General features: G+C 54.0%; 38 protein-coding genes. 15 read left to right on the forward strand and 23 right to left on the reverse strand.

The genetic code is table 11. The features are described from left to right. Positions 1-7 precede the first annotated feature (7 nt). The 5 genes from MWU60_RS19150 to MWU60_RS19170 are packed head-to-tail and all read right to left on the reverse strand — an operon-like array spanning position 8 to position 4,138. Positions 8-217: an orotidine 5'-phosphate decarboxylase gene (locus tag MWU60_RS19150; RefSeq protein WP_247229042.1), complete on the reverse strand. Its 210-nt coding sequence runs from the start codon at positions 215-217 to the stop codon at positions 8-10. Positions 218-275: 58 nt separating this feature from the next. Then, positions 276-1,634, reverse strand: a complete 1,359-nt coding sequence (locus tag MWU60_RS19155) for an MATE family efflux transporter (RefSeq protein WP_247229043.1) — start codon at positions 1,632-1,634, stop codon at positions 276-278. Between the two features lie 53 nt (positions 1,635-1,687). Beyond that, the gene (locus tag MWU60_RS19160; protein WP_247229044.1) at positions 1,688-2,650 is read right to left on the reverse strand and encodes a DNA topoisomerase IB; all 963 of its coding nucleotides are present in this window, start codon (positions 2,648-2,650) and stop codon (positions 1,688-1,690) included. Further along, a complete protein-coding gene (locus MWU60_RS19165) occupies positions 2,647-2,859 on the reverse strand; it encodes a DUF2945 domain-containing protein (protein ID WP_247229045.1) in 213 nt (70 codons plus the stop codon). The genes MWU60_RS19160 and MWU60_RS19165 overlap by 4 nt, the downstream gene beginning before the upstream one ends. Positions 2,860-2,917: 58 nt before the next feature. Continuing rightward, complete coding sequence (locus tag MWU60_RS19170; protein WP_247229046.1) at positions 2,918-4,138, reverse strand: DUF2254 domain-containing protein; 1,221 nt, start codon at positions 4,136-4,138, stop codon at positions 2,918-2,920. A gap of 104 nt (positions 4,139-4,242) precedes the next feature. Between MWU60_RS19170 and MWU60_RS19175 the strand changes: the two genes are divergently transcribed. From MWU60_RS19175 to MWU60_RS19185, 3 genes are all read left to right on the forward strand, one after another. Then, positions 4,243-5,052 (forward strand): formate/nitrite transporter family protein, encoded by an 810-nt coding sequence (locus MWU60_RS19175; protein WP_247229047.1) that lies wholly within the window; start codon positions 4,243-4,245, stop codon positions 5,050-5,052. A gap of 68 nt (positions 5,053-5,120) precedes the next feature. Beyond that, the gene (locus MWU60_RS19180) at positions 5,121-5,309 is read left to right on the forward strand and encodes a PLDc N-terminal domain-containing protein (RefSeq protein WP_247229048.1); all 189 of its coding nucleotides are present in this window, start codon (positions 5,121-5,123) and stop codon (positions 5,307-5,309) included. Positions 5,310-5,354: 45 nt separating this feature from the next. Further along, the gene (locus MWU60_RS19185; protein WP_247229049.1) at positions 5,355-5,720 is read left to right on the forward strand and encodes a hypothetical protein; all 366 of its coding nucleotides are present in this window, start codon (positions 5,355-5,357) and stop codon (positions 5,718-5,720) included. A gap of 36 nt (positions 5,721-5,756) precedes the next feature. Here MWU60_RS19185 and MWU60_RS19190 read toward each other — a convergent pair whose 3' ends face one another. After that, positions 5,757-5,933, reverse strand: a complete 177-nt coding sequence (locus MWU60_RS19190) for a hypothetical protein (RefSeq protein ID WP_247229050.1) — start codon at positions 5,931-5,933, stop codon at positions 5,757-5,759. A 115-nt stretch (positions 5,934-6,048) separates the two neighbouring features. Between MWU60_RS19190 and MWU60_RS19195 the strand changes: the two genes are divergently transcribed. After that, positions 6,049-7,077 (forward strand): AI-2E family transporter, encoded by a 1,029-nt coding sequence (locus MWU60_RS19195; protein WP_247229051.1) that lies wholly within the window; start codon positions 6,049-6,051, stop codon positions 7,075-7,077. On the opposite strand, the gene MWU60_RS19200 is transcribed toward MWU60_RS19195, so the two are convergent. From MWU60_RS19200 to MWU60_RS19215, 4 genes are all read right to left on the reverse strand, one after another. Next, positions 7,041-8,567, reverse strand: a complete 1,527-nt coding sequence (locus tag MWU60_RS19200) for a phospholipase D-like domain-containing protein (RefSeq protein ID WP_247229052.1) — start codon at positions 8,565-8,567, stop codon at positions 7,041-7,043. The genes MWU60_RS19195 and MWU60_RS19200 overlap by 37 nt on opposite strands. Next, on the reverse strand, positions 8,564-10,165 hold the full coding sequence (locus tag MWU60_RS19610; RefSeq protein ID WP_247229053.1) for a sensor histidine kinase: 1,602 nt from the start codon (positions 10,163-10,165) through the stop codon (positions 8,564-8,566). Before MWU60_RS19610 ends, MWU60_RS19200 begins: the two co-directional genes overlap by 4 nt. A 101-nt stretch (positions 10,166-10,266) precedes the next feature. Then, positions 10,267-10,821: an RNA polymerase sigma factor gene (locus MWU60_RS19210; protein ID WP_247229054.1), complete on the reverse strand. Its 555-nt coding sequence runs from the start codon at positions 10,819-10,821 to the stop codon at positions 10,267-10,269. Beyond that, entirely contained in the window at positions 10,818-10,982 is a 165-nt protein-coding gene (locus MWU60_RS19215; protein ID WP_247229055.1) for a hypothetical protein, read from the reverse strand. The genes MWU60_RS19210 and MWU60_RS19215 overlap by 4 nt, the downstream gene beginning before the upstream one ends. A gap of 99 nt (positions 10,983-11,081) precedes the next feature. Between MWU60_RS19215 and MWU60_RS19220 the strand changes: the two genes are divergently transcribed. Both MWU60_RS19220 and MWU60_RS19225 read left to right on the forward strand, forming a co-directional pair. Continuing rightward, positions 11,082-11,891, forward strand: a complete 810-nt coding sequence (locus tag MWU60_RS19220) for a response regulator (RefSeq protein ID WP_247229056.1) — start codon at positions 11,082-11,084, stop codon at positions 11,889-11,891. Position 11,892: 1 nt separating this feature from the next. Then, positions 11,893-12,516: an exopolysaccharide biosynthesis protein gene (locus tag MWU60_RS19225; RefSeq protein ID WP_247229057.1), complete on the forward strand. Its 624-nt coding sequence runs from the start codon at positions 11,893-11,895 to the stop codon at positions 12,514-12,516. A 34-nt stretch (positions 12,517-12,550) separates the two neighbouring features. On the opposite strand, the gene MWU60_RS19230 is transcribed toward MWU60_RS19225, so the two are convergent. The 3 genes from MWU60_RS19230 to MWU60_RS19240 form a co-directional block, all read right to left on the reverse strand. Next, positions 12,551-13,048, reverse strand: coding sequence for a DNA starvation/stationary phase protection protein (locus MWU60_RS19230; protein ID WP_247229058.1), 498 nt, complete (start codon positions 13,046-13,048; stop codon positions 12,551-12,553). 22 nt (positions 13,049-13,070) lie between these two features. After that, on the reverse strand, positions 13,071-13,232 hold the full coding sequence (locus MWU60_RS19235; protein WP_247229059.1) for a DUF1328 domain-containing protein: 162 nt from the start codon (positions 13,230-13,232) through the stop codon (positions 13,071-13,073). A 213-nt stretch (positions 13,233-13,445) separates the two neighbouring features. After that, positions 13,446-13,820, reverse strand: coding sequence for a hypothetical protein (locus tag MWU60_RS19240; protein WP_247229060.1), 375 nt, complete (start codon positions 13,818-13,820; stop codon positions 13,446-13,448). A 133-nt stretch (positions 13,821-13,953) separates the two neighbouring features. Between MWU60_RS19240 and MWU60_RS19245 the strand changes: the two genes are divergently transcribed. The 3 genes from MWU60_RS19245 to MWU60_RS19255 all read left to right on the forward strand — a co-directional run bounded on the left by MWU60_RS19245 (position 13,954) and on the right by MWU60_RS19255 (position 15,306). Beyond that, positions 13,954-14,628 carry a Crp/Fnr family transcriptional regulator gene (locus MWU60_RS19245; protein ID WP_247229061.1) on the forward strand — a complete coding sequence of 225 codons (675 nt, stop codon included), beginning with the start codon at positions 13,954-13,956 and terminating at the stop codon, positions 14,626-14,628. An 83-nt stretch (positions 14,629-14,711) separates the two neighbouring features. Beyond that, on the forward strand, positions 14,712-14,951 hold the full coding sequence (locus MWU60_RS19250; RefSeq protein WP_247229062.1) for a hypothetical protein: 240 nt from the start codon (positions 14,712-14,714) through the stop codon (positions 14,949-14,951). Between the two features lie 64 nt (positions 14,952-15,015). Further along, positions 15,016-15,306 carry a hypothetical protein gene (locus tag MWU60_RS19255; RefSeq protein ID WP_247229063.1) on the forward strand — a complete coding sequence of 97 codons (291 nt, stop codon included), beginning with the start codon at positions 15,016-15,018 and terminating at the stop codon, positions 15,304-15,306. A gap of 51 nt (positions 15,307-15,357) precedes the next feature. Here the strand turns inward: MWU60_RS19255 and MWU60_RS19260 are convergent, their stop codons facing one another. The 4 genes from MWU60_RS19260 to MWU60_RS19275 form a co-directional block, all read right to left on the reverse strand. Then, a complete protein-coding gene (locus MWU60_RS19260) occupies positions 15,358-15,975 on the reverse strand; it encodes a hypothetical protein (RefSeq protein WP_247229064.1) in 618 nt (205 codons plus the stop codon). A 145-nt stretch (positions 15,976-16,120) separates the two neighbouring features. Further along, the gene (locus MWU60_RS19265; protein WP_247229065.1) at positions 16,121-16,318 is read right to left on the reverse strand and encodes a CsbD family protein; all 198 of its coding nucleotides are present in this window, start codon (positions 16,316-16,318) and stop codon (positions 16,121-16,123) included. Positions 16,319-16,406: 88 nt separating this feature from the next. Beyond that, positions 16,407-16,763 (reverse strand): DUF4112 domain-containing protein, encoded by a 357-nt coding sequence (locus tag MWU60_RS19270; protein ID WP_247229066.1) that lies wholly within the window; start codon positions 16,761-16,763, stop codon positions 16,407-16,409. A 1-nt stretch (position 16,764) separates the two neighbouring features. Then, positions 16,765-16,923, reverse strand: coding sequence for a YqaE/Pmp3 family membrane protein (locus MWU60_RS19275; RefSeq protein WP_082436340.1), 159 nt, complete (start codon positions 16,921-16,923; stop codon positions 16,765-16,767). 147 nt (positions 16,924-17,070) lie between these two features. Here MWU60_RS19275 and MWU60_RS19280 point away from each other — a divergent pair, with 147 nt between their 5' ends. Genes MWU60_RS19280 through MWU60_RS19290 form a run of 3 tightly spaced genes read left to right on the forward strand, consistent with a single transcriptional unit; the run spans position 17,071 to position 18,719 of the window. Beyond that, positions 17,071-17,577 carry a hypothetical protein gene (locus MWU60_RS19280; RefSeq protein ID WP_247229067.1) on the forward strand — a complete coding sequence of 169 codons (507 nt, stop codon included), beginning with the start codon at positions 17,071-17,073 and terminating at the stop codon, positions 17,575-17,577. Further along, complete coding sequence (locus MWU60_RS19285) at positions 17,570-17,965, forward strand: phage holin family protein (RefSeq protein WP_247229068.1); 396 nt, start codon at positions 17,570-17,572, stop codon at positions 17,963-17,965. Before MWU60_RS19280 ends, MWU60_RS19285 begins: the two co-directional genes overlap by 8 nt. Continuing rightward, positions 17,958-18,719: a hypothetical protein gene (locus tag MWU60_RS19290; protein ID WP_247229069.1), complete on the forward strand. Its 762-nt coding sequence runs from the start codon at positions 17,958-17,960 to the stop codon at positions 18,717-18,719. The genes MWU60_RS19285 and MWU60_RS19290 overlap by 8 nt, the downstream gene beginning before the upstream one ends. Positions 18,720-18,769: 50 nt before the next feature. Here MWU60_RS19290 and MWU60_RS19295 read toward each other — a convergent pair whose 3' ends face one another. Together MWU60_RS19295 and MWU60_RS19300 are read right to left on the reverse strand one after the other, a co-directional pair. Beyond that, the gene (locus MWU60_RS19295; RefSeq protein ID WP_247229070.1) at positions 18,770-19,759 is read right to left on the reverse strand and encodes a phosphatase domain-containing protein; all 990 of its coding nucleotides are present in this window, start codon (positions 19,757-19,759) and stop codon (positions 18,770-18,772) included. Between the two features lie 15 nt (positions 19,760-19,774). Beyond that, complete coding sequence (locus MWU60_RS19300) at positions 19,775-19,945, reverse strand: hypothetical protein (RefSeq protein ID WP_247229071.1); 171 nt, start codon at positions 19,943-19,945, stop codon at positions 19,775-19,777. 139 nt (positions 19,946-20,084) lie between these two features. On the opposite strand from MWU60_RS19300, the gene MWU60_RS19305 reads away from it, so the two are divergent. Genes MWU60_RS19305 through MWU60_RS19315 form a run of 3 tightly spaced genes read left to right on the forward strand, consistent with a single transcriptional unit; the run spans position 20,085 to position 21,853 of the window. Beyond that, the gene (locus MWU60_RS19305) at positions 20,085-20,579 is read left to right on the forward strand and encodes a ferritin-like domain-containing protein (protein ID WP_247229072.1); all 495 of its coding nucleotides are present in this window, start codon (positions 20,085-20,087) and stop codon (positions 20,577-20,579) included. A gap of 3 nt (positions 20,580-20,582) precedes the next feature. Next, a complete protein-coding gene (locus tag MWU60_RS19310; RefSeq protein ID WP_247229073.1) occupies positions 20,583-21,551 on the forward strand; it encodes a YihY/virulence factor BrkB family protein in 969 nt (322 codons plus the stop codon). A gap of 23 nt (positions 21,552-21,574) precedes the next feature. After that, a complete protein-coding gene (locus MWU60_RS19315; protein WP_247229074.1) occupies positions 21,575-21,853 on the forward strand; it encodes a hypothetical protein in 279 nt (92 codons plus the stop codon). On the opposite strand, the gene MWU60_RS19320 is transcribed toward MWU60_RS19315, so the two are convergent. From MWU60_RS19320 to MWU60_RS19335, 4 genes are all read right to left on the reverse strand, one after another. Next, positions 21,854-22,513 carry a L,D-transpeptidase gene (locus MWU60_RS19320; protein WP_247229077.1) on the reverse strand — a complete coding sequence of 220 codons (660 nt, stop codon included), beginning with the start codon at positions 22,511-22,513 and terminating at the stop codon, positions 21,854-21,856. 45 nt (positions 22,514-22,558) lie between these two features. Further along, positions 22,559-23,230: an HAD-IA family hydrolase gene (locus MWU60_RS19325; RefSeq protein ID WP_247229075.1), complete on the reverse strand. Its 672-nt coding sequence runs from the start codon at positions 23,228-23,230 to the stop codon at positions 22,559-22,561. An 81-nt stretch (positions 23,231-23,311) separates the two neighbouring features. After that, positions 23,312-24,661 (reverse strand): TrkH family potassium uptake protein, encoded by a 1,350-nt coding sequence (locus MWU60_RS19330; RefSeq protein WP_247229076.1) that lies wholly within the window; start codon positions 24,659-24,661, stop codon positions 23,312-23,314. After that, on the reverse strand, positions 24,661-25,323 hold the full coding sequence (locus MWU60_RS19335) for a TrkA family potassium uptake protein (RefSeq protein ID WP_187432050.1): 663 nt from the start codon (positions 25,321-25,323) through the stop codon (positions 24,661-24,663). Before MWU60_RS19335 ends, MWU60_RS19330 begins: the two co-directional genes overlap by 1 nt. Between the last annotated feature and the right edge of the window lie 218 nt (positions 25,324-25,541).

Consider the following 25,541-nt stretch of genomic DNA (forward strand, 5'->3'; position numbering starts at 1 on the left):
GTGGTGATTAAACGTAGGAAAAAATGGCCGGATCGCTGTCGGACATCCGTTTCGCTTGCACTTCCATACGCGCGCGCACCTCTGCGGGCGACATATCCATGGGTCCCTGCACTGCGCATGGATAGCGAAATGACTTGCCGTTGCGTCTGATGTCGATGCGGCCCTCAAATGCGCTGCTTGCCGGATTATACCAAATGTTCTTGATCTCGGTCGCCATTGCTTTTCTCCTGATTGTTGCAGGACAAACAAACAACGGACCAAATGGTTCCATCGGTTCAGGCAGCGGCGGGCTCTGGTGCTGTGTGGTGTGATAGCCAGTACAGCGCGAAACTGCCCACCGCGATGCCTGCCACCGCGTTTGCCACGGCGATTGCATAGAAAACGGCGTCCGACGTTGCGAACTGAGCAGCGATAAACGACAGCGGCACGTAGAGGACGGCTGTGCGCACCAGATAAAGACCCAAGCCATAGTGCGACCGGCCCAATGCATTGAATGCGCCCGCGCTGATGATCACGACGCCGTATCCCCAGATGCTGAACGGGACAATGGTCAGATAAGTTGTCGCGGCACTGATCACGTCTTCGTCCTGCGAGAAAATGCCGACAATCGGTTCGGCTGCAAACCAAAAAAACAGCCCCAGCACCGCTGCCCAAGCGGCACAGACCGCATAGCTAAAGCGCAAAGCCTCTGCGACACGATCGCATTTTCCAGCCCCCCAATTCTGACCCGCAAAAGGGCCAATGGCAGACGACAAGGCAAGCATGGGGATCACAGCCAGTGATTCAATCCGCGTGGCGACGCCAAAGCCCGCAACAACCACTTCGCCAAACGCCGCTATCAGGGCCGTGACAACCGCGATCCCGATGGGATTGACGGCATTGCCCAGTGACGCAGGAAGACCGACTGCAAGTACGCGTTTCCAAGATTTCGCCAAAACGGACATTTCCGGCAGCGTAAGATCCAGCATTTTTTCGCGTAGTGCCACCAGGGCAAATGCACCAAAGACAGTCACAAGCCATGCGATCAAAGTGCCTATCGCGGCACCTTCAATGCCAAACGCAGGAATAGGCCCAAGCCCGAAGATAAACACAGGCGTAATCGCGATATTCGTTAGGGCGGAACTGACCATCACGACACTGGGCCAGAACGTATCGCCGACCGCACGCACGATAGAATTTGCGACAATCGGCACCACCAACAGCGGGATCGCAAGAAACCAGATGCGCATGTAGCGACCGATCAGGTCCAGCGTTTCGCCAGTTGCCCCTAACAGCGTGAACAGCGGATCAATCATGAAAAATCCAGCAGTCGCCACCGCAATGACCAAGATAAGCGCAAGTACCAGACTATCTGTTGCCAGACGTTTGGCATCATCGCGCGCGTCTGCCCCGACAGCACGCGACACAACCGACGACGCACCCGCACCAAGACCAATTGCCAGGCTTGAAACCGTCAGTGTCACGGGAAACGTAAACGAAAGCGCGGTCAGTTCCTGCGTGCCCAACTGTCCAACATAATAGGTATCGATCAGCGACACTGAGATGACAGCAATGATGCCGAAAACCATCGGTCCGGCCAGTTGCAGTAGTTTTTGCCATGTTGGTCCGGCGGTTAGGTCACGTTTATCGGCCACGGTTTGTCCTTTCAAAGCGTCAGATCACAACGCCCTGAACCCTGAAAGGTTCATTAGTTTTGCAAAAACCCCAGCAACCGCTGTTCAGCCACGCGCAATCCGTCGGTTTTGACTGTGGCGAAATCGGGCACTGGTTGATCAGCCAAATCGATGATTGCCGGGTGGATATAGCTGTTGCGCGCAATTGTGGGGGTATTGTGCAAGACATCGGCGGCGGCGGTGGCCATCTGCGTAATCGTTGCCGGCCCCTCGCACGCGACCTCAAATGCGGCGCAGCTTCCGATCCAAGTGCGAAAGGATTTTGCTGTCGCGCCCTCAATGCCCGCCGCGTCCGCAATGTAGGTATTTAAGGCACCGGACGTCAGCGTTTGCGGCGCACCTGCACTATCGATCCAAGTCAACACGGTCCGGCCAGGCAGGTCGGTCAGATCGTCCAGAATGCTTGCCAGTTTGGCGTCTTTCATCTTGTGGCTCACCTTTTGACCACCTTTGGCATCATACCGCAGTTTGATTTCGCTGCCGGCGACATCGATGTGCTTTTCGCGCAAAGTCAGCGCGCCATAGCTGCCGTTTTCCGCGGCATATTGTGGGCTACCAAGACGAATGGCTGTGCGATCGATCAATGTCACGGCTGCGGCCAGCGCATAGTCACGCGTGCCCGGTTCGGTCGCTAGGTCACGCTGCAAACGGCGGCGCAGACGCGGCAGGCAAGCGGCGAACGCGGCAAGCCCGTTGAACTTTGCTTCTGCCTGGGCGTCCGTCCACGATGGGTGATATATGTATTGCTTGCGCCCCTTTGCGTCGCGACCTGTGGCTTGCAAATGGCCAAGCGGATCGGGACAGTACCACACGTCGGTGTACGCAGGGGGTACGGCCAGTGCCTTTAGGCGTCCACGCATCACCGCATCGCGCAAGGTGGCGCCGTCTACATCGAAATAGGTAAACCCCCGACCGCAGCGTCTTCGGCCATAGCCCGGCTGCGTATCGGGGTAGTAGACAAGCGTATCGGCACTCACGCTTTGCGGACCTCAGATGACAGTTTAAGCACGGTCGTGCCGTCATCTTGTTTGATCTCAAGTGCTGGATCATCGCTTGATCCGTTGCGGGTCACTTCGGACCCTTTGATTGTGCGGGTGATCGAGGATTGGTGCGTTTGGTCGACTGCACCTGTCGCCGTGCCGTTGCCCCAATCCCATTCCACTTTGTCGCCTGATTGATAGCCCATGTGTGAAGCTCCTTATCAATAATTGAAATTTAAACGTGAGACAGCCTCGCTTGGTTCCCTAGCTCTCAGAATTGAGCATCGTAATCTCATCCTCGATCACTTGACGATCTTCGTCGCGCACAACATTTGTCAAATCGTTCAGCAGCGTCACGGCATGTTCCAGCACCAGCGTGTCTGGCTTGATATACTGACGGCACAACGGAAAGCTTGCGGCAAAAAGCCGGGAAAATGTCAGTGCTTTGAATGTGATGCGCGGCAAAGACCGGTCTTTGATGCCCCCGTTATACGTGCTGGCCACCGTCAAAGCTGCGGCAAGTCGGTTCAAACAATCTTTGGCGGTGTAGGGATCATTTACACCCGGCGACAAGGCGCGCGCGATCATTTCGACCAGCTGTTCGGCTAAGAATGTCGGATTTTGGTTTTCTGTCCGACTTGCACCGATGGCATAGCATTCAAGGATATCAATGGCGTCATCCTCATTCTCTTGCGTCCCGATCCAAATCTCAAAAACCGGGGTCTGTTCGGTGACGAATGCGCCGATTGAGGCCGCAAGGTTCACACGTAAATCATAGTCATCTGCCAGTTTTTCGAGCTGTGAAAAGTTGACAGTTTGTATGTAGCCAGATGCACCTGCCGTCAGCGTGATATCAGGCGCACGGTCGGGCGGGGTGACATATCGGCTCTTGTCATCTTGGTCGTCAATCAAACCGCGGACATGGCGTTCTAGCGCGGCACCGATGCTGGCCGAAATTTGCGAAACATTGATCGTCTCGGGCACGTGGTGAACGAAATAAATCAGCGTAAAAACGCAAAGCAAAGTGAGTCCGACCGCCAGCAATAAGGAATAATGCGGCACAAATTGCGCCGCCCCCCCTTCGAAACCATCCTGCACGGTCCGCAAAACGACCAACGCATAGACAAAGGTTGCGATCAGGATGCCAAGGCTCCATTGGTTGCCACGGTCGCGCATGAAGTTGCCGATCAATCGCGGCCCAAAGTTGCCCGATGCAAAGGACACGGCCACAAGCGTCATCGAAAACATCACACCTGTGACGCCGATGATAGACTGGGCAATGACGGCCAGCATTGATCTTGCGCCGTCTGCTTGGGTGTCCAGCCAGCCGTGTGGCACATCAAAAGGGACAACCGAAGGATTGCGGTCAACCCAAATCATGCCGCTGGCAAGCAGTAACCCCACCAGCACCAAAAGAGACGGCAAAAACCAATAGCTCGCCCGGATATCCTGCAGCAACTTGAACAGATATGCCCGTTTTCCCATTTATGACCCCCTACGACGCAAAAGCGTGCCCAATCTATGAAACGTTTATGGAACCAAAAGCGTTCCGTCATCGTTATGGTTTGAATAACCAAAGGACCTCAACCATGCCAAACGACCCTGCACATGATACTATTGTAGAAGAAATCGAGAATCTGTCTTCCAAGCATATTTTCGAGGTTATTCGTCGTGAAGGGCTGGAAGAGCTAGAGCGCCCAACAGCATCTTTGTTCTGGTCCGGCATCGCCGCAGGGATGATGATTTCGCTGTCTGTCTTGGGTGAAGCGATCTTTCGGACATATCTGCCGGATACACCATGGCGCTACTTGTTGGAAAACCTCGGTTACAGTCTTGGGTTTATCGTCGTAATCCTCGGTAGCATGCAGTTGTTCACTGAAAACACGATCACGACAGTGTTGCCCGTGATGCGTGATCCCTCGCCTTCCATGTTTCAGCAAGTCGGGACGCTATGGTTTATCGTGCTTTTCGCGAATGTCGTTGGCGCGTTCATTGCGGCCGCAGCATTTGCATATGGGTCATTTATCCCATCTGAACTTTTGCCAGCGATTACTGAATTATCCGAGCATGCAACCGGATTTGCCGCAAGCGAGGCGTTTCAGCGCGCAATTCCTGCTGGCGTTATCATTGCCGCCATTGTCTGGATGTTGCCCAAGTCTGAAGGGTTCGAGCTGTTTTTAATCATGATTTTCACATGGTTGATCGCAGCAGGTGATTTCACACATATCGTGGCCGGCAGCGTCGAGATGGCATTCCTGATGGTCCAAGACACCCTGCCCCTGCACACAGCGATGTGGAATTTCTTTTTGCCTGTACTGGCCGGAAACATCCTTGGGGGTACTGTTATCTTTGCCTTGTTGTCATTTGGACAAGTCCGACACGAGCTGCCCCAGAAATAATAATGGAACCAATTTGAGTCAGGGCCGTTGTGTCGGTGAAGACACCGAAACAATTGAAGGAAGGCAAAATGGAATATGCTGGTTTAGGCGGTCTAATTATCTTGGCCCTCAACATCTGGGCAATCATCTCGATCTTTGGGTCGGGCGCGTCAACAGGAAGCAAAGTACTTTGGACGCTTCTTGTTTTGGTGCTGCCGGTGATTGGCTTCATCATCTGGCTTGTCGCAGGGCCACGCGGCTCAACAGCGACCGTATAGTCATATTTGAACGGCGCTCCGGTATCCCGGAGCGCCTTTTTTTTGATGTCAGGTCATTCCAAATCATCCACCTCACCAAGCGTAGAATTGGTCGACAGGCGCAGGCTCATCGCGCATGAGCGTGCGTTCTTCGAGCTGATACAGACTGGCCTCGTCTTTTTAGCCATAGCACTCATGACAAAGGCGGCGTTTAGGCAGGATCAAAGTCCACTCGCCGTGACGGCGGGCGCTATGCTCTTTGTCATCGCATCCATTTCGATGTTTGCGCTGACCATCAAGCGTACGTTTCAGGTGCAAAGGTGGATCGTGGAAAATAACGTGGCTGATGCATCATGCTTGGGCATGCTTATCATTGCGACGCTGCTCGCTGCCGTTGCGGTCTCGACCGGCATTCTCTTTTGGGTATTTTAACCAAAAAAAGCGCGCTTAGGAAAGCGCGCTCTTCTTTTATTCTGTAATGTAAGCCGCCGGACTTTGTGCGGTGGGATTGTCTGCCTGATAAGCGGTCCAGATCATGAAGCCAGCAAATAGGACTGCGGCCCACGCCAGTGCAAACGCGATACCAATAAGCGGACCGCGATGGCGTTTTGCTTGTTTTTCAAGATTTGTGTTGGAAGCTGACATGGTTGTCTCCTTCTTTTTTAGTTCCTTCGTGGGTTAACTTTCCAACTACGCAAAAGTTCCATTTGTGGGGAACGAAAACCCAACTCAGAGGTTCATTTGTGAGGGAGATCAAAGAATGCGGTCCACGATAAACACACTGTGCCTCGGGATACTGACGATCATCGCCGTTTTTATCGTTTTGCATCAGGCAAAAGCGCTGTTCGCGCCCCTATTGGCGGCCATTTTGCTCGGCATCGTCCTCACACCACTTTCCGAACTTTGGGAAAAACTGCGGGTTCCAGACGCAATTGCTGCGTTCCTGTCTGTGCTTCTCGCGCTTGCATCGATCTTTTTCATCATACTCCTGCTAGAGCCTTATATTTCACAGGCCATCAGCCAAGGACCGGTCATCCAGGCCGAGTTGCGCGAGACTGTAGAAGAAGCCCAAAGGCTATTGCGCGGCCTCGAAGAGATTTCCGAAGATGTAGCTGCGGCAATCGAACCGTCTGGCGCGACCAATGAAGGGTCAATCGAGGGGGTGACGCTGCCGTCGCTGACAGATGCCTTGTTCTATGCGCCGCAATTTGCAGCGCAATTTTTGATCTTTACCGGCACCCTCTATTTCTTCCTTTTGGCCAGAAACGCCGTCTATGACTGGCTAAGTGCTACCACTGCGCCGATTGGGCAACGGGACCTGCGTCGCGCAGCGGCCCAGGTGTCACGCTACGTTTTGACGATCTCGGCCATCAATTTCAGCTTTGGCGCAGTTGTCGCCGTGGTCATGTACTGGATAGGTATGCCATCCCCGATTGTTTGGGGGCTTTTGGCCTGTCTTTTGAATTTTGTTCTGTATCTTGGTCCGGTGGCCTTGATCGCAATGCTGACTGTGACCGGTATTGTCGTTTTTGATGGCGCGGTCAGTTTCCTGCCTGTCGCAATCTATATTGGTATGAACGCCATCGAGGCGCAGTTTGTCACACCGACACTGGTGGGCAAAAGCCTGTCGGTTAACCCGCTGTTGGTGTTTGTGTCTTTGGTGTTCTGGCTGTGGCTGTGGGGCCCGATCGGCGGCATCATCGCGATCCCGCTATTGATCTGGACGTTGACTGTCGTAAAGGGTTTCAACGGTCAGGTCATTTCAGACGGAACACCAGGCAAGATCTGAGCATCGGCACGCGCGGGTCCGATCTTGTAGGGCAAAACAAAGCCGTCGCGCTTTTCCGGTGCCAGTTGGGCGTTCTGTGCTGCGCGCGCGGCCCACGTATCGCAAGCCGTTTGTGGCTGGTAGAACGCGTCGTCCGCGCCACGGCCCAGCCAATGTTCGAAACAACGCCGCTTCAACTGCGCAACCTCCGCTTTTGACTGTGTGGTGATTCCCGCCTCTGTGTCCCAATTCATGCTGCGCCCGTTTAGATTGGCGGACGAAACAATCCCCAAGCTGTCATCAAAGATCGACACTTTTGCATGCAGATAGATCAAAGGTGCCCCGAAATGCGCATCCCTGCCCTTCGATGACGATGGGCGTGGTTGTGCGGGTGAACCGATAAATGTCCTATCTGCGAAACTGTTGTGGATCAGATCAATGCATTTGACCTGCATATGTTCACCGTAAGCCGCATCAGGGCCCCAGTCGTCCGTAAAGGCAATGTCCTCTGGGGCTGCGGGCAACATCATGACAAGTGAAAGACCAGGCTGCTGCGTCGCACGCAGAGCAAGTGCGCGCGCGATGGTTTCATCACGGAAAAATTGGGTCTCGAAATAGATAAATTGCTCTGCCTTCTTAATTGCAGCCAGATGGGCGTCAGCGATTTCGGATACCACTGGGACCGGCGACATAAAGGGCAACGCAATTTTGCGTTTCGACGACATTGTCCGCAAAAGTGCATTGGTGTGACGTGCAGTCTTGCCTGAAAAAACGTCTTCCATATCCAACAAATGCTGGCGTGCCTCGGACGCCACCTCTCCGCTGACGACGACTTGCACATCGTGCCAGGTATCAAGACCCTTACGGTCATGACGGGGTGTGTCATAGCGGCGGTCGTTCACATCCAGACCGCCGATATAAAGCGTCTGTGCGTCAAAAACTGCCAGTTTTTGGTGGTGCGTGACCGGGACCAGCGGCGGTGGGGGGAATATGCGAGGCGACAACGTATCACCACGCTTCACTGCGAGGTCGCGCAGGTAAGGCGTTCCATCAAGGTGGGCGCCCACGTCTGCCTCAACCTTGCGCAGTTGCGCACCAACCTCTTTGAAGGATCGCGGCCATAACAATGTGCGCGGCAAAAGACCGACCCGTGCGGGGTGCATCGCAACCCGCGCGTTCAGGTTCTCAGGATGGCTTGATGCCTCAGCGGCTGCAATAAACGCGCGCAGGCATTGCCAAGCGTAACGGTGTTCTTGCATCCGCACGACAGGGTCGAAATCAGTCAGGATTATGCGTATGTCGACACCACGGTTTAGCGTCTGAACGATCAAATCAAACCACGTGTCACCAATAGTTCGCGCCGCGTCAGAGCGGAGTTTGGTCCAAGGATCGAAGATCCGAAAACCTGCAACAACTTCTCTTTCGGCCTCCATGAAGGCGGCCTCCAGCCTTGGGTACGCCTCGTGTGCTGTTACCAGAACTTCGAAGTTGCGGGGGTTGCTTTGGGTCAATAGTCCCGCCCCTCCGGTTGGAACTCGGCTGCATTGAAATGCAACGTCAAGGCGTAACGTTCGGCTGACTGTTCAATATCAATCTTGCCGCCAAGCTGCATGGCAAAGGCATTCATCAGTTTACTGCCTAAACCGGTGCTTTCCTGATCTTGGGTCGGACCAACAGAGTTTGTCATAATCAGCAAGCACGCAGTGCCATCCTGTTTCAACCGCACGTCAAATATGCCAGCCGCGTCTGACTGGTCGCCAATATACTTCATCGCATTGGTCGCAGCTTCGGACACGACAAGGGATAAAGGTACCGCCTGATCAGGGTAAAGCATCACCGGATCAATTTGCATCTGAAGGTCCAGCTTGCGCCCCTCGCCCGTGATAAGCTCAACAGATTTTTCAACGATCTCGGTCACAAGATTACCTACGTTCACGCGCCCACCATCCTGCGATTGATAAAGATCGCGGTGGATTGTCGCCAAACTGAGTACGCGATCTTGTACGCGACGTAAGACGGCTTTGGTCTCATCCGCTTTGGCACTGCGGATTTGCATGTTCATAATCGATGAAATCAGCTGCAGGTTATTTTTGACACGGTGGTGAATTTCTTTCACCAATACGCCCTTTTCGCGCACGGCGTCTTCCATCGCGGCCTCGTCGCGCATGACCTCTTCGCTCATGCGGGCAAAGTTTTCTTCAAGCCTTTCAATCTCGATTGGAAATAGCGCATTGGGTGCATAGGGCTGATGCGTGCTGCGGTCATCAGCAAACGCGTCCATCTTGCGCCGGATACGGGTCAGGTGGCGGATCACCAGCGTATTCATCGCCAACATCGCGACGCCCATACTGGCAAACCACATCAAGATAGGAAAAATTGCCGGTGCAATTTGTGCCGGAAGGCTCAATGCGGTGTCTATTTCCCAGATAGCCATAACTGCAGCGGGGCTGCCTTTGATATCGACAACGCTGTATCGCCGCTCCAAGCCAAGCTTGTTGTCCGCGCGAAACGTCTGCGCTTGCGTCGAAAACAGACCGGCGAGTTCTAGTCCATAGGGCAATTCAGGTGTTGCAGCGTCGAGTCCACTCCGGGCTGTTAAGACAGTTCCATTATTATTGAATGTAATCAATTCAACCAAACCTTGGTTTTCCAAGTCGTCCTCAACATTCACCGGCAAACTGCGATGGGGGATTGATACTGTTAAAAAACCTGCAAACTCGCCATCTTCCTCGAAAGGTTCGGACACGACGAATACGGACTCACCGCTTGCACGGCCATTTCGGTCCACAACAATTGAGGGCTCTCGGTTTGACATCAGTTCGATGAAGCTACTGATACCGTTAAAATCGATTGTTTCACCGAACGACGAACATTGAACAATACCAGAAAGCGGGACCACACCAATAAAGCTGTATTCAGGATTTGCTTTCACAAATTGCGCGAGATGAGGTGCGCAGTCTTGAGGATTATCTAACAAATTAGGGGCTATTGATCTGAACAATCGGGCCGCGCCAACAGCACGTTCGATCAAAACTTGTTCGCTGCGTGCGGCACCCTCTGTTAAACTCAGCAGTGCAAGTCCTGCGTTCTCGTCCGTCTCTGCGGCCACGCGGGTTGTTTGAAAGATCGCAACCGTTCCAAGCGGCAGCAAAGCGAGCGTCAGCAGCGCAATGAGCTGAACGCTGAGTTGCTTATACCAAGGCCCTAGCGTCATGACGGGATGTTCGGGCTACCGACCACTGCCATGGTGGCGGCGTCAGTCAATTCCAGCGCGTCACTGTCCTCAAGTTGCAAAATCTCGGTAAGTTTGGCACGCGCGCGGTTCACACGACTTTTCATCGTTCCGGTGGCCACACCACACATCTCGGCTGCATCATCATAGGAAAAGCCGGATGCACCAACCAAGATCAAAGCTTCGCGATGTTCGTCAGCCAATTGTTCAAAAGCGGCCTTAAAGTCCATCATCTGCAACCGCCCATCATGATCGGGTTTGACCGACAAAGTATCTGAAAACGCGTTGTCCACATCAGCCACTTCGCGGTTCAGCTTGCGACGGGATGAATAATAATTGTTGCGCAGGATCGTAAACAACCATGCACGCATGTTCGTCCCTGGCTGGAATTTATCCATGTTGGTCCATGCTTTCAGGACGGCATCCTGCATCATGTCATCCGCCGTGGCGCGATTCCGGGTGAGGCTAAGCGCAAAAGCGCGAAGGGCCGGTAAATGCGTTACCAGCTCATCCTTGGGATCAAGATCACTCATTTTTTGGCCTTCAACTCTTCGTCTTGGGCGCGCAGAACTGACAACAGGTCAATGATCTCGGTCGGCATGTCATCGCCCTCCAAATCTGAAAAAACCTTTTTCAAGTTTTGGTCAATGTATCTGTCGATCTTGTCCTGCTTTGGGTCTTCTTTACTTGCCATCGCTGTTTATCGCCTCATCTAAAAAAATCATAACCTGACGGGAACCAACTGTTAACTGCTGCGTTGGTTCCCAGAATAATTCAAAAAAGGTCAAAAAAAATGAACGACACAGCACCGGAGCAAAATTTTTCCGATCTGATCGCGGCTGAGTTGCCTTATTTGCGGCGCTACACCCGCGCGCTGACGGGGTCGCAGTCACGTGGTGACAAATATACCGTCGCCACGCTTGAGGTCATCCTGAAAGACAGAAGCGACTTTGAAAACGAAAACACCATGAAGGTGAACCTCTTTCGGTGTTTTCATGCAATCTGGTCGACGTCGGGTCAGATGTTCAATGATGACGGGGATGATCCCCGCGCCCGCGCCCATGGTTTGCTGTCGAAACTGACGGCCAATTCCCGTGAGGCGCTTTTGTTGCGCACTATCGAAGAGTTCAGCATCAACAAGATCGCAGTGATTATGGATATTGATCCAGAGGAAGTGCGTCGTTTGATTGGTGTGGCCAACAATGAACTCTCAGCCAGTGTGCAGGGCCGCGTTATGATCATCGAGGACGAACCAATCATCGCCGCCGATATAACTGATATTGTTACATCTTTGGGCCACGAGGTCACGGGCGTTGCGCGTACCCATGCCGAAGCGGTGGAGTTAGGCAAAAATGAACCTGCCGATCTGATTTTGGCAGATATCCAATTGGCCGACAATTCGTCGGGCATTGATGCGGTGAATGACCTTTTGAAAACAATGGATGTGCCAGTGATCTTTATCACGGCCTTCCCTGAACGCCTTTTGACAGGTGACCGTCCCGAACCTGCGTTCCTGATTTCCAAGCCGTTCCAAGAGGCGCAAGTCCAATCTGCCGTCAGTCAGGCGATGTTCTTTGCGTCAACGGCGACGCTGAAAGCCTAAGATGGCGGATATGAAATCGTATCAGGCAGATCATGTGCCTGATACGGCCCCTGTTTTGCGGGGTTTGACTGATATCATCGATCAGGTGATCGACCTTGCCCAGGCAGAGCGGATATCGCTGCGTGACGTTTTGCGCACAATTGGCGACGCAAGTTTTGCACCGATTTTGTTGCTGCCTGCCTTGGCGGTCGCAACACCACTTAGTGGTATTCCGCTGTTTTCGACCACAATGGGCATTTTGATTTTCTTGATAGCGGGTCAAATGCTGTTGCGGCGTGAAAATCTGTGGCTACCCGGTTGGATCTTGCGCCGCGAGGTGAAAGGTCAACTCGTGCGCGACGGATTCATCAAACTATACCCTGTTGCCCGCTGGATCGATGCACGCACAGAACGACGCATGCGTATCGTCGCACGTCGCCCTCTGGTTTTCGTACCACAGGTTTTGTGCCTTTTGTCGGGTATGGTGATGCCAGTGCTGGAGCTTGTCCCCTTCACTTCGTCGATCATGGGTGTTGGTGTGGCCTTACTGGCCTTGGGCATGTTGACGCGTGACGGCTTACTGACAATGATCGGAATGATCCCTTACGCCATCGTCGGTTGGCTCATCGCCACGGCTGCCATGTAAAAAGCCCCTGCCAAAACTGGCAGGGGCTTGCATTCTATTCTGCAACAAGTGCTTTTAACATCCAGGCAGCCTGTTCGTGGAACGCTGACCGCTCTGTTGCGAGATCTTCGGTGACAGGGTCGTTGTTATCACCCGCCATTTTGATCAAGGCATGCAAGCGGTGTGCAATCCGTTCGTGATCGGCGGCCAGTGCTTTGCACATGTCACCTGCTGAAATCTTTTCTGGACTGTCATCAACGACAGACCGGTCGCGGATATCACCCATCGACATCGGCGCCATTTGTCCCACGGCGCGAATACGCTCGGCCAATGTGTCGGCTGCTGCGAACATGTCCTCGTACTGCCCTTCGGTCAGGTTGTGGATCGAATAGAACAGCGGACCTTCCACATTCCAATGATAGGCATGCGTTTTATAGGTCAGCATGTAAGTGTCGGCCAAAATATCTGCCAAGCCACCAGCGACAGTGTCAGGCTGGCGCACGCCAGACGAGACGTCACGGGGTTCAGCAACTACATTGAGAGGCTGTGTCATTTCTCAAACTCCTATTGGTTGATTATCCGCGCACGGCGCGCGCAATCAGCGTCAGCACGAACAGGACAAGGAAGATGAAGAACAGAATTTGGGCGATGCCCGCTGACGCAGACGCGATACCACCAAATCCGAATACGGCTGCAACGATGGCAACCAGTAAAAATGCAAGTGCATAATATAGCATAGTTAGCTCCTTTATTTCCGCATCGCGCAGATTGTCCTGCGCAGATTTCACAGAGCTAACGAACAAACCTAAATTCGGTTCCATCTTCGGCGATGAAACGATTTGCTGCCTTACGCGTTGGGAAGACGATGGCAACGCTTTCGCAATGGGAACACTAAGACAATGGACCAGCAAAGGCGCATTTCGCAAAAGGTCGACAGGCGTGTCCTGACGCTAAGCCGGAGGTGCCGGGTCAAGGTCGAGCTCAGGCGTGCGCGGCGTCATTGCAGCCAGCATCATATCAGAGGTGAAGGGCAGCTCGATGAAAGTGGCGGGGAAGTCAAAATCAAAGGGCCCGCCAATCACCACAATACGCGCTTTCCGAACGGCTGCGATCCGCGCAACACGCCTGAGGTCACCGTCATCCGCCAACAATGTGCCCTTCACAACCATCGTGCTGGTAGGGCCGCAGTTGTGAATAGCAGGGCCGATGTCAGCCAACGATGCACCCGTGGTGATGTGCGCACGGGGAAACTGACTGATCAGCAACCCCTCTACGTCCATCGCAACGATAGGATCAGGTTCGATTATGATGAAGTTTTTGGTCACGTTTACCCCCACGGATAAATCTTAATACGTGACCTGCGAAAAACGCGCATTAATCTATGACATAGGGAGAGAAGAAAAATTGGCTACTAAATGTAAACATTGCCCCCTGCGCGGACGCGACCAATTTGTGCCGATGTCGCAGGACGAAGTGAACGCCATGCAACGGTTCAAAGTCGGTGAACTTATCGTCGATGCCGGTGCGCCCATTTTGATGCAAGGCTCAAACAGCCCTCAGTTGTTCACTGCGCTGCATGGTATGGGCTTGCGGTACAAATTTCTCGAAAACGGGAAACGGCAGGTTGTGAACTTTATTCTGCCGGGTGATTTCATTGGTTTGCAGGCCGGTGTGATGGGTGAAATGGGCCATTCGGTTGAAGCTACGACAAAAATGACGTTGTGCGTCTTTAACCGCTCAGCAATCTGGAGCTTCTTTAAAGACAATCCCGAACGGGCGTTCGCCCTGACTTGGCTTGCCGCCGTCGAAGAACACTTTCTAGGCGATGCACTGGCAACAGTCGGTCAGCGCACCGCGCTGCAATCTGTGGCTTGGGCACTGACAAAGGTATATTTGCGCGGTGAGCAGTTGGATATGGTCTCCAAAAGCCAGATGCCTCTGCCGTTTCGGCAGCAAGATCTTGCAGATGCGTTGGGGCTGTCTCTTGTTCATACCAACAAGACACTTGCCACACTGCGCAATCGGCAACTGGCGCAATGGTCCGATGGCGTCCTAAGTATCGCTGATATCGATAAACTGGCCGAGATCGCGATGATGGACGAAACCACGGTTCCACAACGGCCAATTTTGTAGAGTCCAAGTTTTTTGCAGAAACTTTGGAACGGATATGCCGATCTTTTGTTGTCTCTCTGTAACCTTAATGAAGGAGAGAAAGAATGAAAATCGCATCAGTTCTCGCAATCGTCGTTGCAGCAGTCGCAATTGGTTTTGGTGTCTACATGGTCGATATTGACCAGACACAAGAGGCAAGCTTGCCCAACGTGGATGTAAACGTCGAAGGCGGCAACTTGCCCGAATTCAGCGCCGAAGTCGGTGACATTGAGACGGGCACCGAAGAGATCACAATGGAAGTTCCAACGATCACCTTCGAAAGCCCTGAAGAAGACGACAGCTAAAATTCAGATCGATGCCCCCGGCCATTGTGCCGGGGCATTTGACGATGGAAAAAGGAGATTTAACATGACACAGAATGCAGCAGTTGAAAAAGGCCTTGAGAATGGCCAAGATAATGCAGCCTCCGCAATCAAAGAGCGTGCAGCCAAAACAGTCGAAAAAGGTGTCGAAGCCGCGCAAGAAACCTTTGAGCAGGCCGCATTTCAAGCAGAGCTTGCAACCGAACAGGCAAGCGAAGAATTGCGTAAAGTAGCCGAGAGTGGCACCAAGTTTGTGCGCGAAAATCCCGGCACGGCCATCGTGGGCGCCGTAGGTGTTGGTATTCTCGTAGGGCTTGCGCTGCGCGGGCGCGACTAAATAATCTACATAGCAATAAAAAGCCCGCCGTATTTCTACGGTGGGCTTTTTTTATGCAGCAGCGTCCTGACTGATGGTGACACTCAACTGACCATCGGGAACGCGGGTAACAGTGAATGCCTCTGGGGGGCTTTCACCAAACTCACCCGCAAACGTCTTAATCAGAACGTTTTGGGTGCGCGTAAACTGATCGTCCAGCAGCATGTCTGCCACATGACCAATATCCGCCACATGCGCACGCACGGCGTGACCTACAAGCTCGGTCATCCAGACACCGTCTTTGTCCTCGCCTACCTCAGGCTTGGCGCCATCAATGCGGGCATTGAACAGCGCTGCGATCATGCTGAGCGAAAAGGTATTGCCGAAAGGTCCGATAAATGTGCTGGGTAGATCTGCAGGATCAACAGGCACTGTGGCACGATTCATCGATGTAGTGTGGCGTGCCAGAATATCATCCTCATGTGCGGTAACAACAATGATCCCTTCGTCAAGCGACAGAACCTGTGGGCTAAACAAAACCGGTGCTGTCCCTCTGGGTGTGGTGATGTCTGATAAGATAAACCCAGCCCTTTTCAACGACATATCAAACAACACGTCAGTGATTTCTCCGGTGATGTCCTCCTGGGTGGCATGGCGTAGTTTCAGCCCAATAAGATCTGTAGTTTTCATCAAAATCTCTCCTGTTTTTGCGCAAACAAAATGGGCCCACCGGCGACGGAAGGCCCATTTACTCAAATGGTCATTTCAGAATGACGGGTGAAGCGCGCAACAGCTTGGAGTGTCGGCTCGGCCCCAATCATAATGGCGGGCCGTATCAGCGTTTGTTGACCCATTCATCAAGTTCCTTCTGGACCTCAAGCTTGGCCTTGCCGTATTTTTCACTGATCAAACCGACAAGCTGTTCACGCTCGCCTTTCACTTGCTCAATTTCATCATCGGTCAGCTCGCCATATTCCTCGCGCAACTCACCTTTCATCTGTGTCCAGTTCCCTTTGATTTGTTCCCAGTTCATAGCAATCTCCTTTATTTTAAACGGTGTCTTTGGTGTGTGCGTCGACAGGGGGACACCGGATACCTCTGCTTTATGCGTCGAATGTGCTTCAGGTGGGTTGCGGGACGGGGTCCAGCAGACCCTGTCGCGCAAATTCCTCGCGCAGCACACTCACGTTCTTTTTGTGGCTCTTAAACGCAAAATCGAACAAATCGCCGAACAGCGGGATAGACCCCACAGCCAAATCAAGGCCTGTGTTCCAAGCCATACGACCCAGTGCGCGTTTGCGGATGCCGCAGCGGTAACCTGCGTTGATCATCATCGCGGCTGGAACGACCGTCACCGCGTCACCCACGCCCGGCACGATGCCGAGGATGGAATCCCATCCGACCGGAAAGCCAAAGACAGTGAACTTGCTGTCCAAAGCCTCTGACCACCTTTCGAATTTTCGCAGCTCTGCCGACATATCAACGGCGCGCGATAATGTAGACTGCGTGCACGATACCGGGAATGTAGCCCAGCAAGGTCAGCAGAATATTCAGCCAAAATTGCTTGGATAGGCCAACTTCCAAAAATACGCCCAGTGGGGGCAAGATAACTGCAAAAATGATACGAATGAGGTCCATGTTCATGGCTCCTTTTCAAAGGTCGTGTTGTCGAACCAACCCTTGGTCCTTCTTTTGGTTCCAATGTGTGGCTGAATAAAAATCGGGGAACGATTTGGGCGATGGCGTGTTGTTTTGTCGAACACATACACGGAAAGGAGACACCACATGTCGAATACATCCGATCTCAGCAGCACCGCACGTGCACATGCCGAAGACCTAAGCGCGCAGGCGAAAGCCGCCGCAACGCAAGAGGCCGTAGCCCAAGCAGACAAGGCCAAGCATGCTACCGCAAGCAAGGTCCAGCAGGCTGCAGATGCCGCAGACGCCGCTGCTAGCCACCTTGATCCCGCTTCGCCGCAGGCCGAAGCGATGAGCCAAGTTGCTGAGCATATCGAAGGGTTTGCATCGCAGCTGCGCCACGCCGACGTACGTGAAATTGCCTCGCAGGCCACGGATATGGCCCGCCGCAACCCGATGCTCTTCATTGGGGGTGCTGCCATCGCAGGATTTGCCGCTGCACGCTTTCTGAAAGCCCGTGATCCGCATCCTTATGCTGTCGCAGAGAGCGACCCATGGGCGACACAATCGCCTGCATCACGCGGATACGCAGCAGACAACACCGAACACCGTTCAGTGATGGCCGATATCAACGGAGGCCGCAGCGATGTCTAAGCACACCATACAAGAGGCACCATCGTTATTGGTGGACACTTTGCGCCAATTCTCATCGCTCGTGCAAGGTGAGGTGAAGCTGGCCAAAGCAGAGATGTCACGCATCGTCACCCGTGCCGGTATCGGCATCGCGTTTCTTGCGGTCGCGTTTCTGATGGCGCTTGTGTCCCTCAACGTTCTCGCATCCGCCGCAGTCGCGTATATCGCGGCGAACGGTCTGTCAGTCGGCACCGCCGCATTGATCGTCGGTGGCATTCTGATCGTCGCAGCCATTGGTTTTGCCCTGGCGGGCAAGTCGCGCCTGAGCGCAGACGCCCTGACGCCTGACACGACCGCTGAGAGCATTCGCGATGACATCACAGCCATTAAGGAGGCATCCAATGTCTAACATCAAAGATATTTCCAACCGTGTCGAAGCAGATCGCGCACAGCTCGCATCATCGCTCGACGCGCTTACCGACACTGTTCAACCGCAAAAGCTGGCGCAGGACTTTACGTCTGCGGCCAATGACATCGGCGGGGATCTTGCGCAAAAAGCGTGGGGCACCTTGCGCGATAATCCTGCAGGCGGTTTGCTTGTCACCATCGGCCTTGGCCTTTTAGCCAGCGGTCAACAGCGTCGCTCAGCACCCGCGCCGCAGCCGCAAACTGTCGCAGTACCGCCGGAAGCCGCGATGACCGGCTTTGACGCGCGGGTCGCCGAGGCAGACGCAGAACTGCGCGCCGAAATGACCGGTGAAATGGAACAACGCCCAGAGGCATCGCGCCTGAAGGCCGCATTGAACAGCGGTCTGGATCATCTGACACCACAAGCACGTCAGCGGGTCGTCAAAGCACGCCAAGCCGTTGTGTCAGCACAAGAGGCAATCGAGCGTAAAGCACGCAAAGCCGTGCGCCAAACCAAAGGTTTTGCCTATGAGCAGCCGCTGACCGTGGGTGCACTCGCCCTGGGCTTTGGTGTGCTAGCCGGTACACTGTTGCCAGGGACACGCCGGGAGGACGCGCTTTTGGGCCGCCGTCGTGATGCGTTGATGGCTGACGCCCGTAACGCGCTGGAAGACGAAATGCTGAAGGCCAAAGCGCAAGCCGAACGTACAATCGCTCGTAAAACCGGCGCCGATGTGCGCGAACTTCGCGCTTGAGGTAATTCGGAAGACAAAGAACAGGGGCGGCACCCAGTGCCGCCCCTTTTTTACGTCTCGATGTCAGGCAACAAAGACCGGTAATCATAATCAAGCATCACTTTGACACCCGTCGCTTTGATTTTTACCACATCTGTTTCGATCTTTGACGACAAATCCGCATCACTTGGCCGACGCAAGATGACCTGTGCAATGCGGCCTGGATGGCGTGCTACGATATCTGCATAGATGTGTGGATCATGTTGCCCGGTGTCGCCCACCAGCGTGAATTGTAGATGTGGATTGGCCGCAAGGATCGTCTCAATTGCGTCCGTCTTGTGATCGCCGTGGGTGCCAGTGATAAACTGGCTTTGCGAAATACCCAGATCGCGCAGAAAGAACGGACCTAGAGGCAAACCCGTGCGGACAAACACCGATTGCAGGTAGTCATAGAGGTTCCATGGCGACGAGCTGACATAGAAACACGCAGCCCCCCTGCCCTTCAGATCTTGCAACAAGGCAACCGCGTCATCAAAAATCTCGCGCTCATGGACGTTGCCTGTCGCAGAGGTCCAGAGGTTGCGCACCAGTGAAAAAGCACCGGTCCGTAAGAGCGTGTCATCAATATCGGAAATGACGCCGAACGTGGCAGCGCTGGCGTTGAAAACCGGTGTCGGATGTACCTCTTCTGCGCCCGCTGCTTGGACATTCACAAAAGCGGGCACATCACCGGTGACAGGAACGCGCAAGGTAAAGAAACCTTCTTCATCGGACTGTGTTGTTAGATCGTAGTCAGGTGCTGTGATCGTAAGATCACGCAACTCGTCTGTCGCGAACAGGCTTACAAAGTCCTTAATATTGCGCCATTTTGATTGCGGTCCTGCAGCACTGATCGCGCGGGCCTTGGCAAGAACGCGGCCCCGCAGGACGATGTGATCGGGGGTAGTGTAACCGCCATAGCAGTCAATGATCGGATCGTCGCGCGCAGGGCCGCGTCTTATTTTTTCAAACCCGCGTTCAAAAGTGTGGGCAACGCGGGCTAAGGTAAGCTTTATAGCCATTGAGTGTCCTTTGTTTCAGACGTCAGCTGGTTTGCCGGTGGATGACTTATCGGCGGCCAGTGTCGATTTGGTCGCTGATGGATCATCCATACGCTCTTCGGTTTTTTGCTTGCTGATGATCGCCATCACGACGAAGGCCAGCAGCGTAAACAGCGCGAGCATGATAACGATAAATCCGCTCTCCATAGGGCTTCTCCTTTTCAAGTTTGCGTTGGAGACAGAACGCATGAGTTTCCGGTAAGTTCCAATGCGCGCTGTGGAACGAACAGGGCGCACAGACGTTGAGCAGGTGAAGTAACCATTCTCAATGAAGGGAGACACCACGATGCCCATGTCACATCTCAAAGACGTCTATCACGACCAACTTCAGGATCTTTGGAGCGCGAACACCCAAGCGGTGGACGCTGTTACCAAACTGGGACGCGCCGCGCAGGACAAGGATTTATCCGAGGCCCTGATCGCAGGTGTAAATGGTATGAACGACGGTCTGCAAAAGATCGCCGAAATTTGTAACCGCCACGACATCGCGCCAAATGGCGAACACTGTAAAGGCATGGAAGGTCTCGTCGCAGAGGCGCATGCGCATGTGCTGGATGCCGACTTTGGCGATGATGGGGTGCGCGACGCCATGATCATCACACAGTACCAGCGCATGGTGCATTACGCATTGGCGGGCTACGGCTGCCTTGTCGCATTCGCCAACCGCTTGGACCACGACGAAGACGGCGCGATCCTGCAGGAATGCCTCGACAATACCTATAGTGGCGACCGCACGATGACGGCGATTGCGACTGGCGGCATTAACAAAGCGGCCGCCTAAACCATGACAGATAGGAGCCCGGATGTGACACGCGGACGCCAAGCGGACAGCCCGACCGATATTCCCGCCAAAGGTTGGAAAGACATCGCATTTCGTCTCAAGGATGAAATTAGCGAAGACAGGGTCGGGCTGATCGCGGCTGGCGTTGCGTTCTACGGGCTTCTGGCGCTGTTTCCGGCGATTACCGCAGTGCTTGCCATTGGCGGTCTGCTGGTCGAGCCGAACCAGATCATCAACCAACTGTCCGCCCTTTCAGGCATCGTGCCAGAGGCGGTCATGAACATCATCACCGAACAAGCAACCGAAGTGGCCGGTTCGCGCGAAGGTGGGCTGGGGCTGGCCGCAATCGTCGGCATCGCCCTTGCCATCTATTCAGCGTCGAAAGGCATGGGAAGCCTTATGGACGGCATGAACGTCGCCTATGACGAAAAGGAAGAGCGCGGCTTCATTCGCCTTAAGCTTGAAACACTTGGCCTGACGCTGTTTTTGATCTTTGGGCTGCTGGTGGCATTTTCGGCGATGATCGGGATTCCAATACTTTTGAATGCGCTGAGCTTTGGTGCATTCGCCGAAACCGCTGCGGGCATTGCGATCATTGCAATCATACTCGCCCTGTCTCTGGTTGGTTTGGCTGTTCTTTACGGGTACGGACCGTCGCGCGATGCGCCTGAATTCAAGTGGGTCAGCCCCGGCGCGATTGCAGCTTGCATCATCTGGCTGATCGGGTCCGCTGGTTTCGCCTTTTATGTCGCGAATTTCGGGTCGTACAACGAAAGCTTTGGCGCATTGGGTGGCGTTGTTGTGCTATTGATGTGGCTTTGGATTTCCGCCTTTATCGTGATGCTTGGCGCAGAATTGAATGCTGAGATGGAAGCACAGACACGTCATGACACAACAGTCGGGCGAGACCTTCCGATGGGTGAACGTGACGCTGCTAAGGCAGATAACCTAGGCGAACCGCAACGCAGCTAGTACCCATAAGGAAGCCCCGAAATATGATTAATAAATCCGCACCCAAGACACTGGACTACGTGTTGCGCACTGCAACTTTGTTGGCGATTGCAGGATGTACGTCGGTGCAGCCCACCTCATCGCAAGAACCTGCGGTCACCATCCCGCAAGCTGTTGTTAACATTGCAGATCCGCGACAAAATCTGACGACCGCAGGACTGCGCGAGCAAGACAACTGCTATTGGTACCAGCATACGAACCCACTTGAAGTGACCCTCCTGCCCTTACGCACTATTGACGGGCGGCCAATTTGCGCGAGCTAGTCAGCTTGTTGCCGAAACAACATCGTTGGTGCTGTACAAATGGGCGCGCTGACCGGTGCGCACATCCCCATACAGGTCGTTGATATGCGCCATAATCATGCGTACACAACCTGAACTTGCCCGTCCACCGATTGACCGCGGTGACGGTGTGCCGTGAATACGCAGATATGTGTCGCGATTGCCTTCGAACAAATACAGCGCACGCGATCCCAGCGGATTGCTTGGGCCACCTGGCATGCCATCGCTGAATTGTTCGTACAAATGCGGATCACGCTTGATCATATCTGCCGTTGGTGTCCAACGTGGCCAGCGTGCCTTGCGGTGAATGCGGTAAACCCCGGGTTCGTACAAATTGCCCCGTGCAATCGCTACGCCGTAGCGCATAGCAGTGTCGCCAGCCTCAACGTAGTAAAGGTAGCGGGCGACGGGGTCGACATGGATATCACCGGCAACAAGCCCCGCGTTCACCGCGACCCGGCGCGGCAAGAATCGCGCGTGGATACCCCAAGGATTGCTGATCGCCGGAATATAGCCCGCTGGCGTCACCTGTGCGTCCCACCGATCCCATTGGTCACGTGCTGCGTAGGCGGGTCCGGTTGCAATGGCAGTCGACGCAAATAGAGCAGTTGAGGTTTGAATGAAGTGGCGGCGTGTCAGCATGGTATCCTCGCACAGAGATTTCGATTTGGTTGGCATGCCGGTGCTTTATTCTTCGCAGAGAAAAGGCAACTTGGACGGCTCAACGCTGTCCACGATCCGTATCGCACCATCCATTTCGCTCGCGTCACCATAAGCGCCCGGAAAACCGACGCAGTCGATCCCGGCAGTCAGAGCCGCTTGCATTGAAACGGCTGTGTCCTCAATCGCCAGACTTCTAGCCGCTGACACACCAAGTGCTATCATAGTGCGGTGGTAAATTTCCGGATCGGGCTTTGTGGCGGTCACAGTCTCGTTGTCGCCAACGAAGTCAAAAGTGCTGCGGTGTAGGGCGCCGTTCAGTGCGCCAAAGACTGCCTCAATGTTATTGCGCGATGTACTGGTCGCAAAGCCGATCTTGATGCCGTTGTCCTTTGCAAACCGGATCAGGGGCAAGACACCGGGCCGCGGGGCTAAGCCATCTGCGATCATCATCTCGCCGAAAATCTCGGTTTTGCGGTCGTGCAGTGCCTTTGCGCTGACTTCACCGCCCACCTTGTCGGCGTAGTCACTGATGCGCTGGCGCCCGCCCGATTGCTTGAGCATTTGCGCGTAGATGTCGCGGGTCCATTCCCAGTCCAGTTCAGCCTCTGCAAAGGCGCGGTTAAAGGCCTGACGCTGCATTTCTGACGTTTCCACAATCGTGCCGATTGATCCGAAAATAATGGCTTGTTTGGTCATCTGTTCGTTCTCCGGTGGGATGTACCTGCAAAGCGCAGAGGTACAACGATCAACGCGAGACGCGCGCAATAGTTCCTGTGATTACCCAAGTAAGACCTTGCCCTCCGGATAGCGGACACGCGGCGATGCGCGTGTCGCCAACAGAAAGCCAAGCGTGAGCGGCCCCAATCGGCCGATGAACATGATCATGATGATGACCATGCGCCCAAAGGTATCCAATTCGGCTGTCGCGCCCCGCGACAGGCCGACCGTGCCAAAGGCAGAGGCCACTTCAAACAGCAGATCAAGGAAATCGCCCTGATACGTCAGCGACATCAGGAACAGGCCCGTCAGGATGATGAACAGGCTCAGCGCCACCAGGGCCAGAACCTTGATGATCTCTTCCATCGCAAGGCTGCGCCCGAAGATATGCAAGCGGTCTCTTTGCTGCAGGAACGCCACTGTGGCCAACGCAAGCACGATCAATGTCGTAACCTTGATTCCACCAGCGGTGGATGTGGGACCACCGCCAATGATCATCAAAGTCATCGTCATGATGGTGGTGCCGTCGTGCATTTGGGCATAATCAAGCGTGTTGAAACCGGCGGTACGCGGTGTCACCGCCTGAAACCAGCTGGCAAGCAGTTTCGCGCCAAAGCTGTCCAAACCAGCCAAAGTGTTGGGGTTTGACCACTCCATCAGGGCGAACCCAATCCATCCGGCCAAAATCAGGGCGCCCGTCCCTACCAGCATCAGTTTGCTGTGCAGGGCCAGCCTGTGCCACGACCTGACGCGAAACAGATCGATCAGGACAATGAAACCAAGCCCACCGATGATAAACATCAGGCTGATCGTGATGTTTATCGTGGGGCTGCCAACATAGCCGCTTAAGCTATCGCTGAACAGGGAAAATCCGGCATTGTTAAAGGCGGAGATCGCATGGAAAAGCGCCTGCCAGAAACCATGTGACCACCCGAATTCGGGAACAAAAACAAACATAAGGACGGCTGTACCAAGCGTCTGGCAGATTGCGGCGACGATAAAAACGATCCGCACCAGTGCCCCCAACTCGGACAAGGAAACTTGCCCCACCTCGTCACGCAGAACAATGCGTTGCGGCAGTGCGACAGCGATGCCCAGCATCGACAGCAACAGCACCGCAAAGGTCATCAACCCCAAGCCGCCCAACTGGATCAGAACCGCTATGATGATCTGTCCCAAAAGCGCGTAAGCGCTGCCCGTATCAACCACCACCAATCCTGTGACAGTGACCGCAGACGCGGCTGTGAACAAAGCGTCGCTGAATGTAACAGTGCCGTTGTTGCTGATCGGGAGCCACAGCAAAGCTGCGCCTAGCAGAATGAAGATTGCGTAAACAAACGCCAGTATCGCGGGGGGGCTCAGAAGCCGGCTATCGACTGACAGCCGGAAAGATCGACGCAGCCTTGCCATCAAAACCGTCCGGCAAAATCGCGCAGGTCTTGGCGTTTGCCCAAGAGCAGCAAAAGATCATCTTTGCGCAGTTCGCAAGACGCGCCATCATGGCCCAGAAACTCTGAGCCGCGCATCACACCGACGCAGCGCAGATTATACTGCGATTTATAGGGCAAGGATTCGAGTGTCTTGCCCTCAAGCTGTTCGGGGATCGTAAAGTTGACGATGTGATAACCGTTGCCAAGGCTGATGTAATCGCGCACGAGCGGATTGTGCAGCACCTGTGCTACGTGCTGCCCTACTTCTTTTTCGGGATGCACAACGCGGTCAACGCCTAGTCGTGACAAGATACGATGATGGTTTTTAGACGTCGCTTTGGCCCAGATTTTGGGCACACCAATGACCTTCAGGTTGATGGCCGCGACACTGCTTGCTTCAATTTCACTGCCGATCGCGATCATCGCAATATCGCAGTCACCCAAAGCAGCCTCGCGGAGCGCTTGCTCATCGCGCACATCAAGGATCATCGCCTGATGCAAGTCATCGGCATAGCGCGCAACGCGCTGTTCATCGATATCAATCCCAATGACATGGTTTCCAAACCGGGCCAATTCTTGCGCGACACTTCCGCCAAAATTACCTAACCCGATGACAACGATCGTTTGTGAGGACGCAGCCATGACGGCTCCTTTGCGAGAAACATTGATTGCCGATAATGAGTAACGCCTCGACCGACTGAATAGTTCCCGGATCAAGCCCACACCTTAGTTGTTTTTGAACCGCGCCGGGTTTGCCGGAGGCTCCAACTCATGAGTAGGATGGAGCATCATGACAAAGACAACGAACAAGTATTCACCAGAAGTCCGCGAACGCGCTGTACGGATGGTATTGGATGGCG

The sequence above is a fragment of the Yoonia sp. F2084L genome (assembly GCF_023015625.1).
In the GTDB taxonomy this organism is placed as follows: Bacteria; Pseudomonadota; Alphaproteobacteria; order Rhodobacterales; family Rhodobacteraceae; genus Yoonia.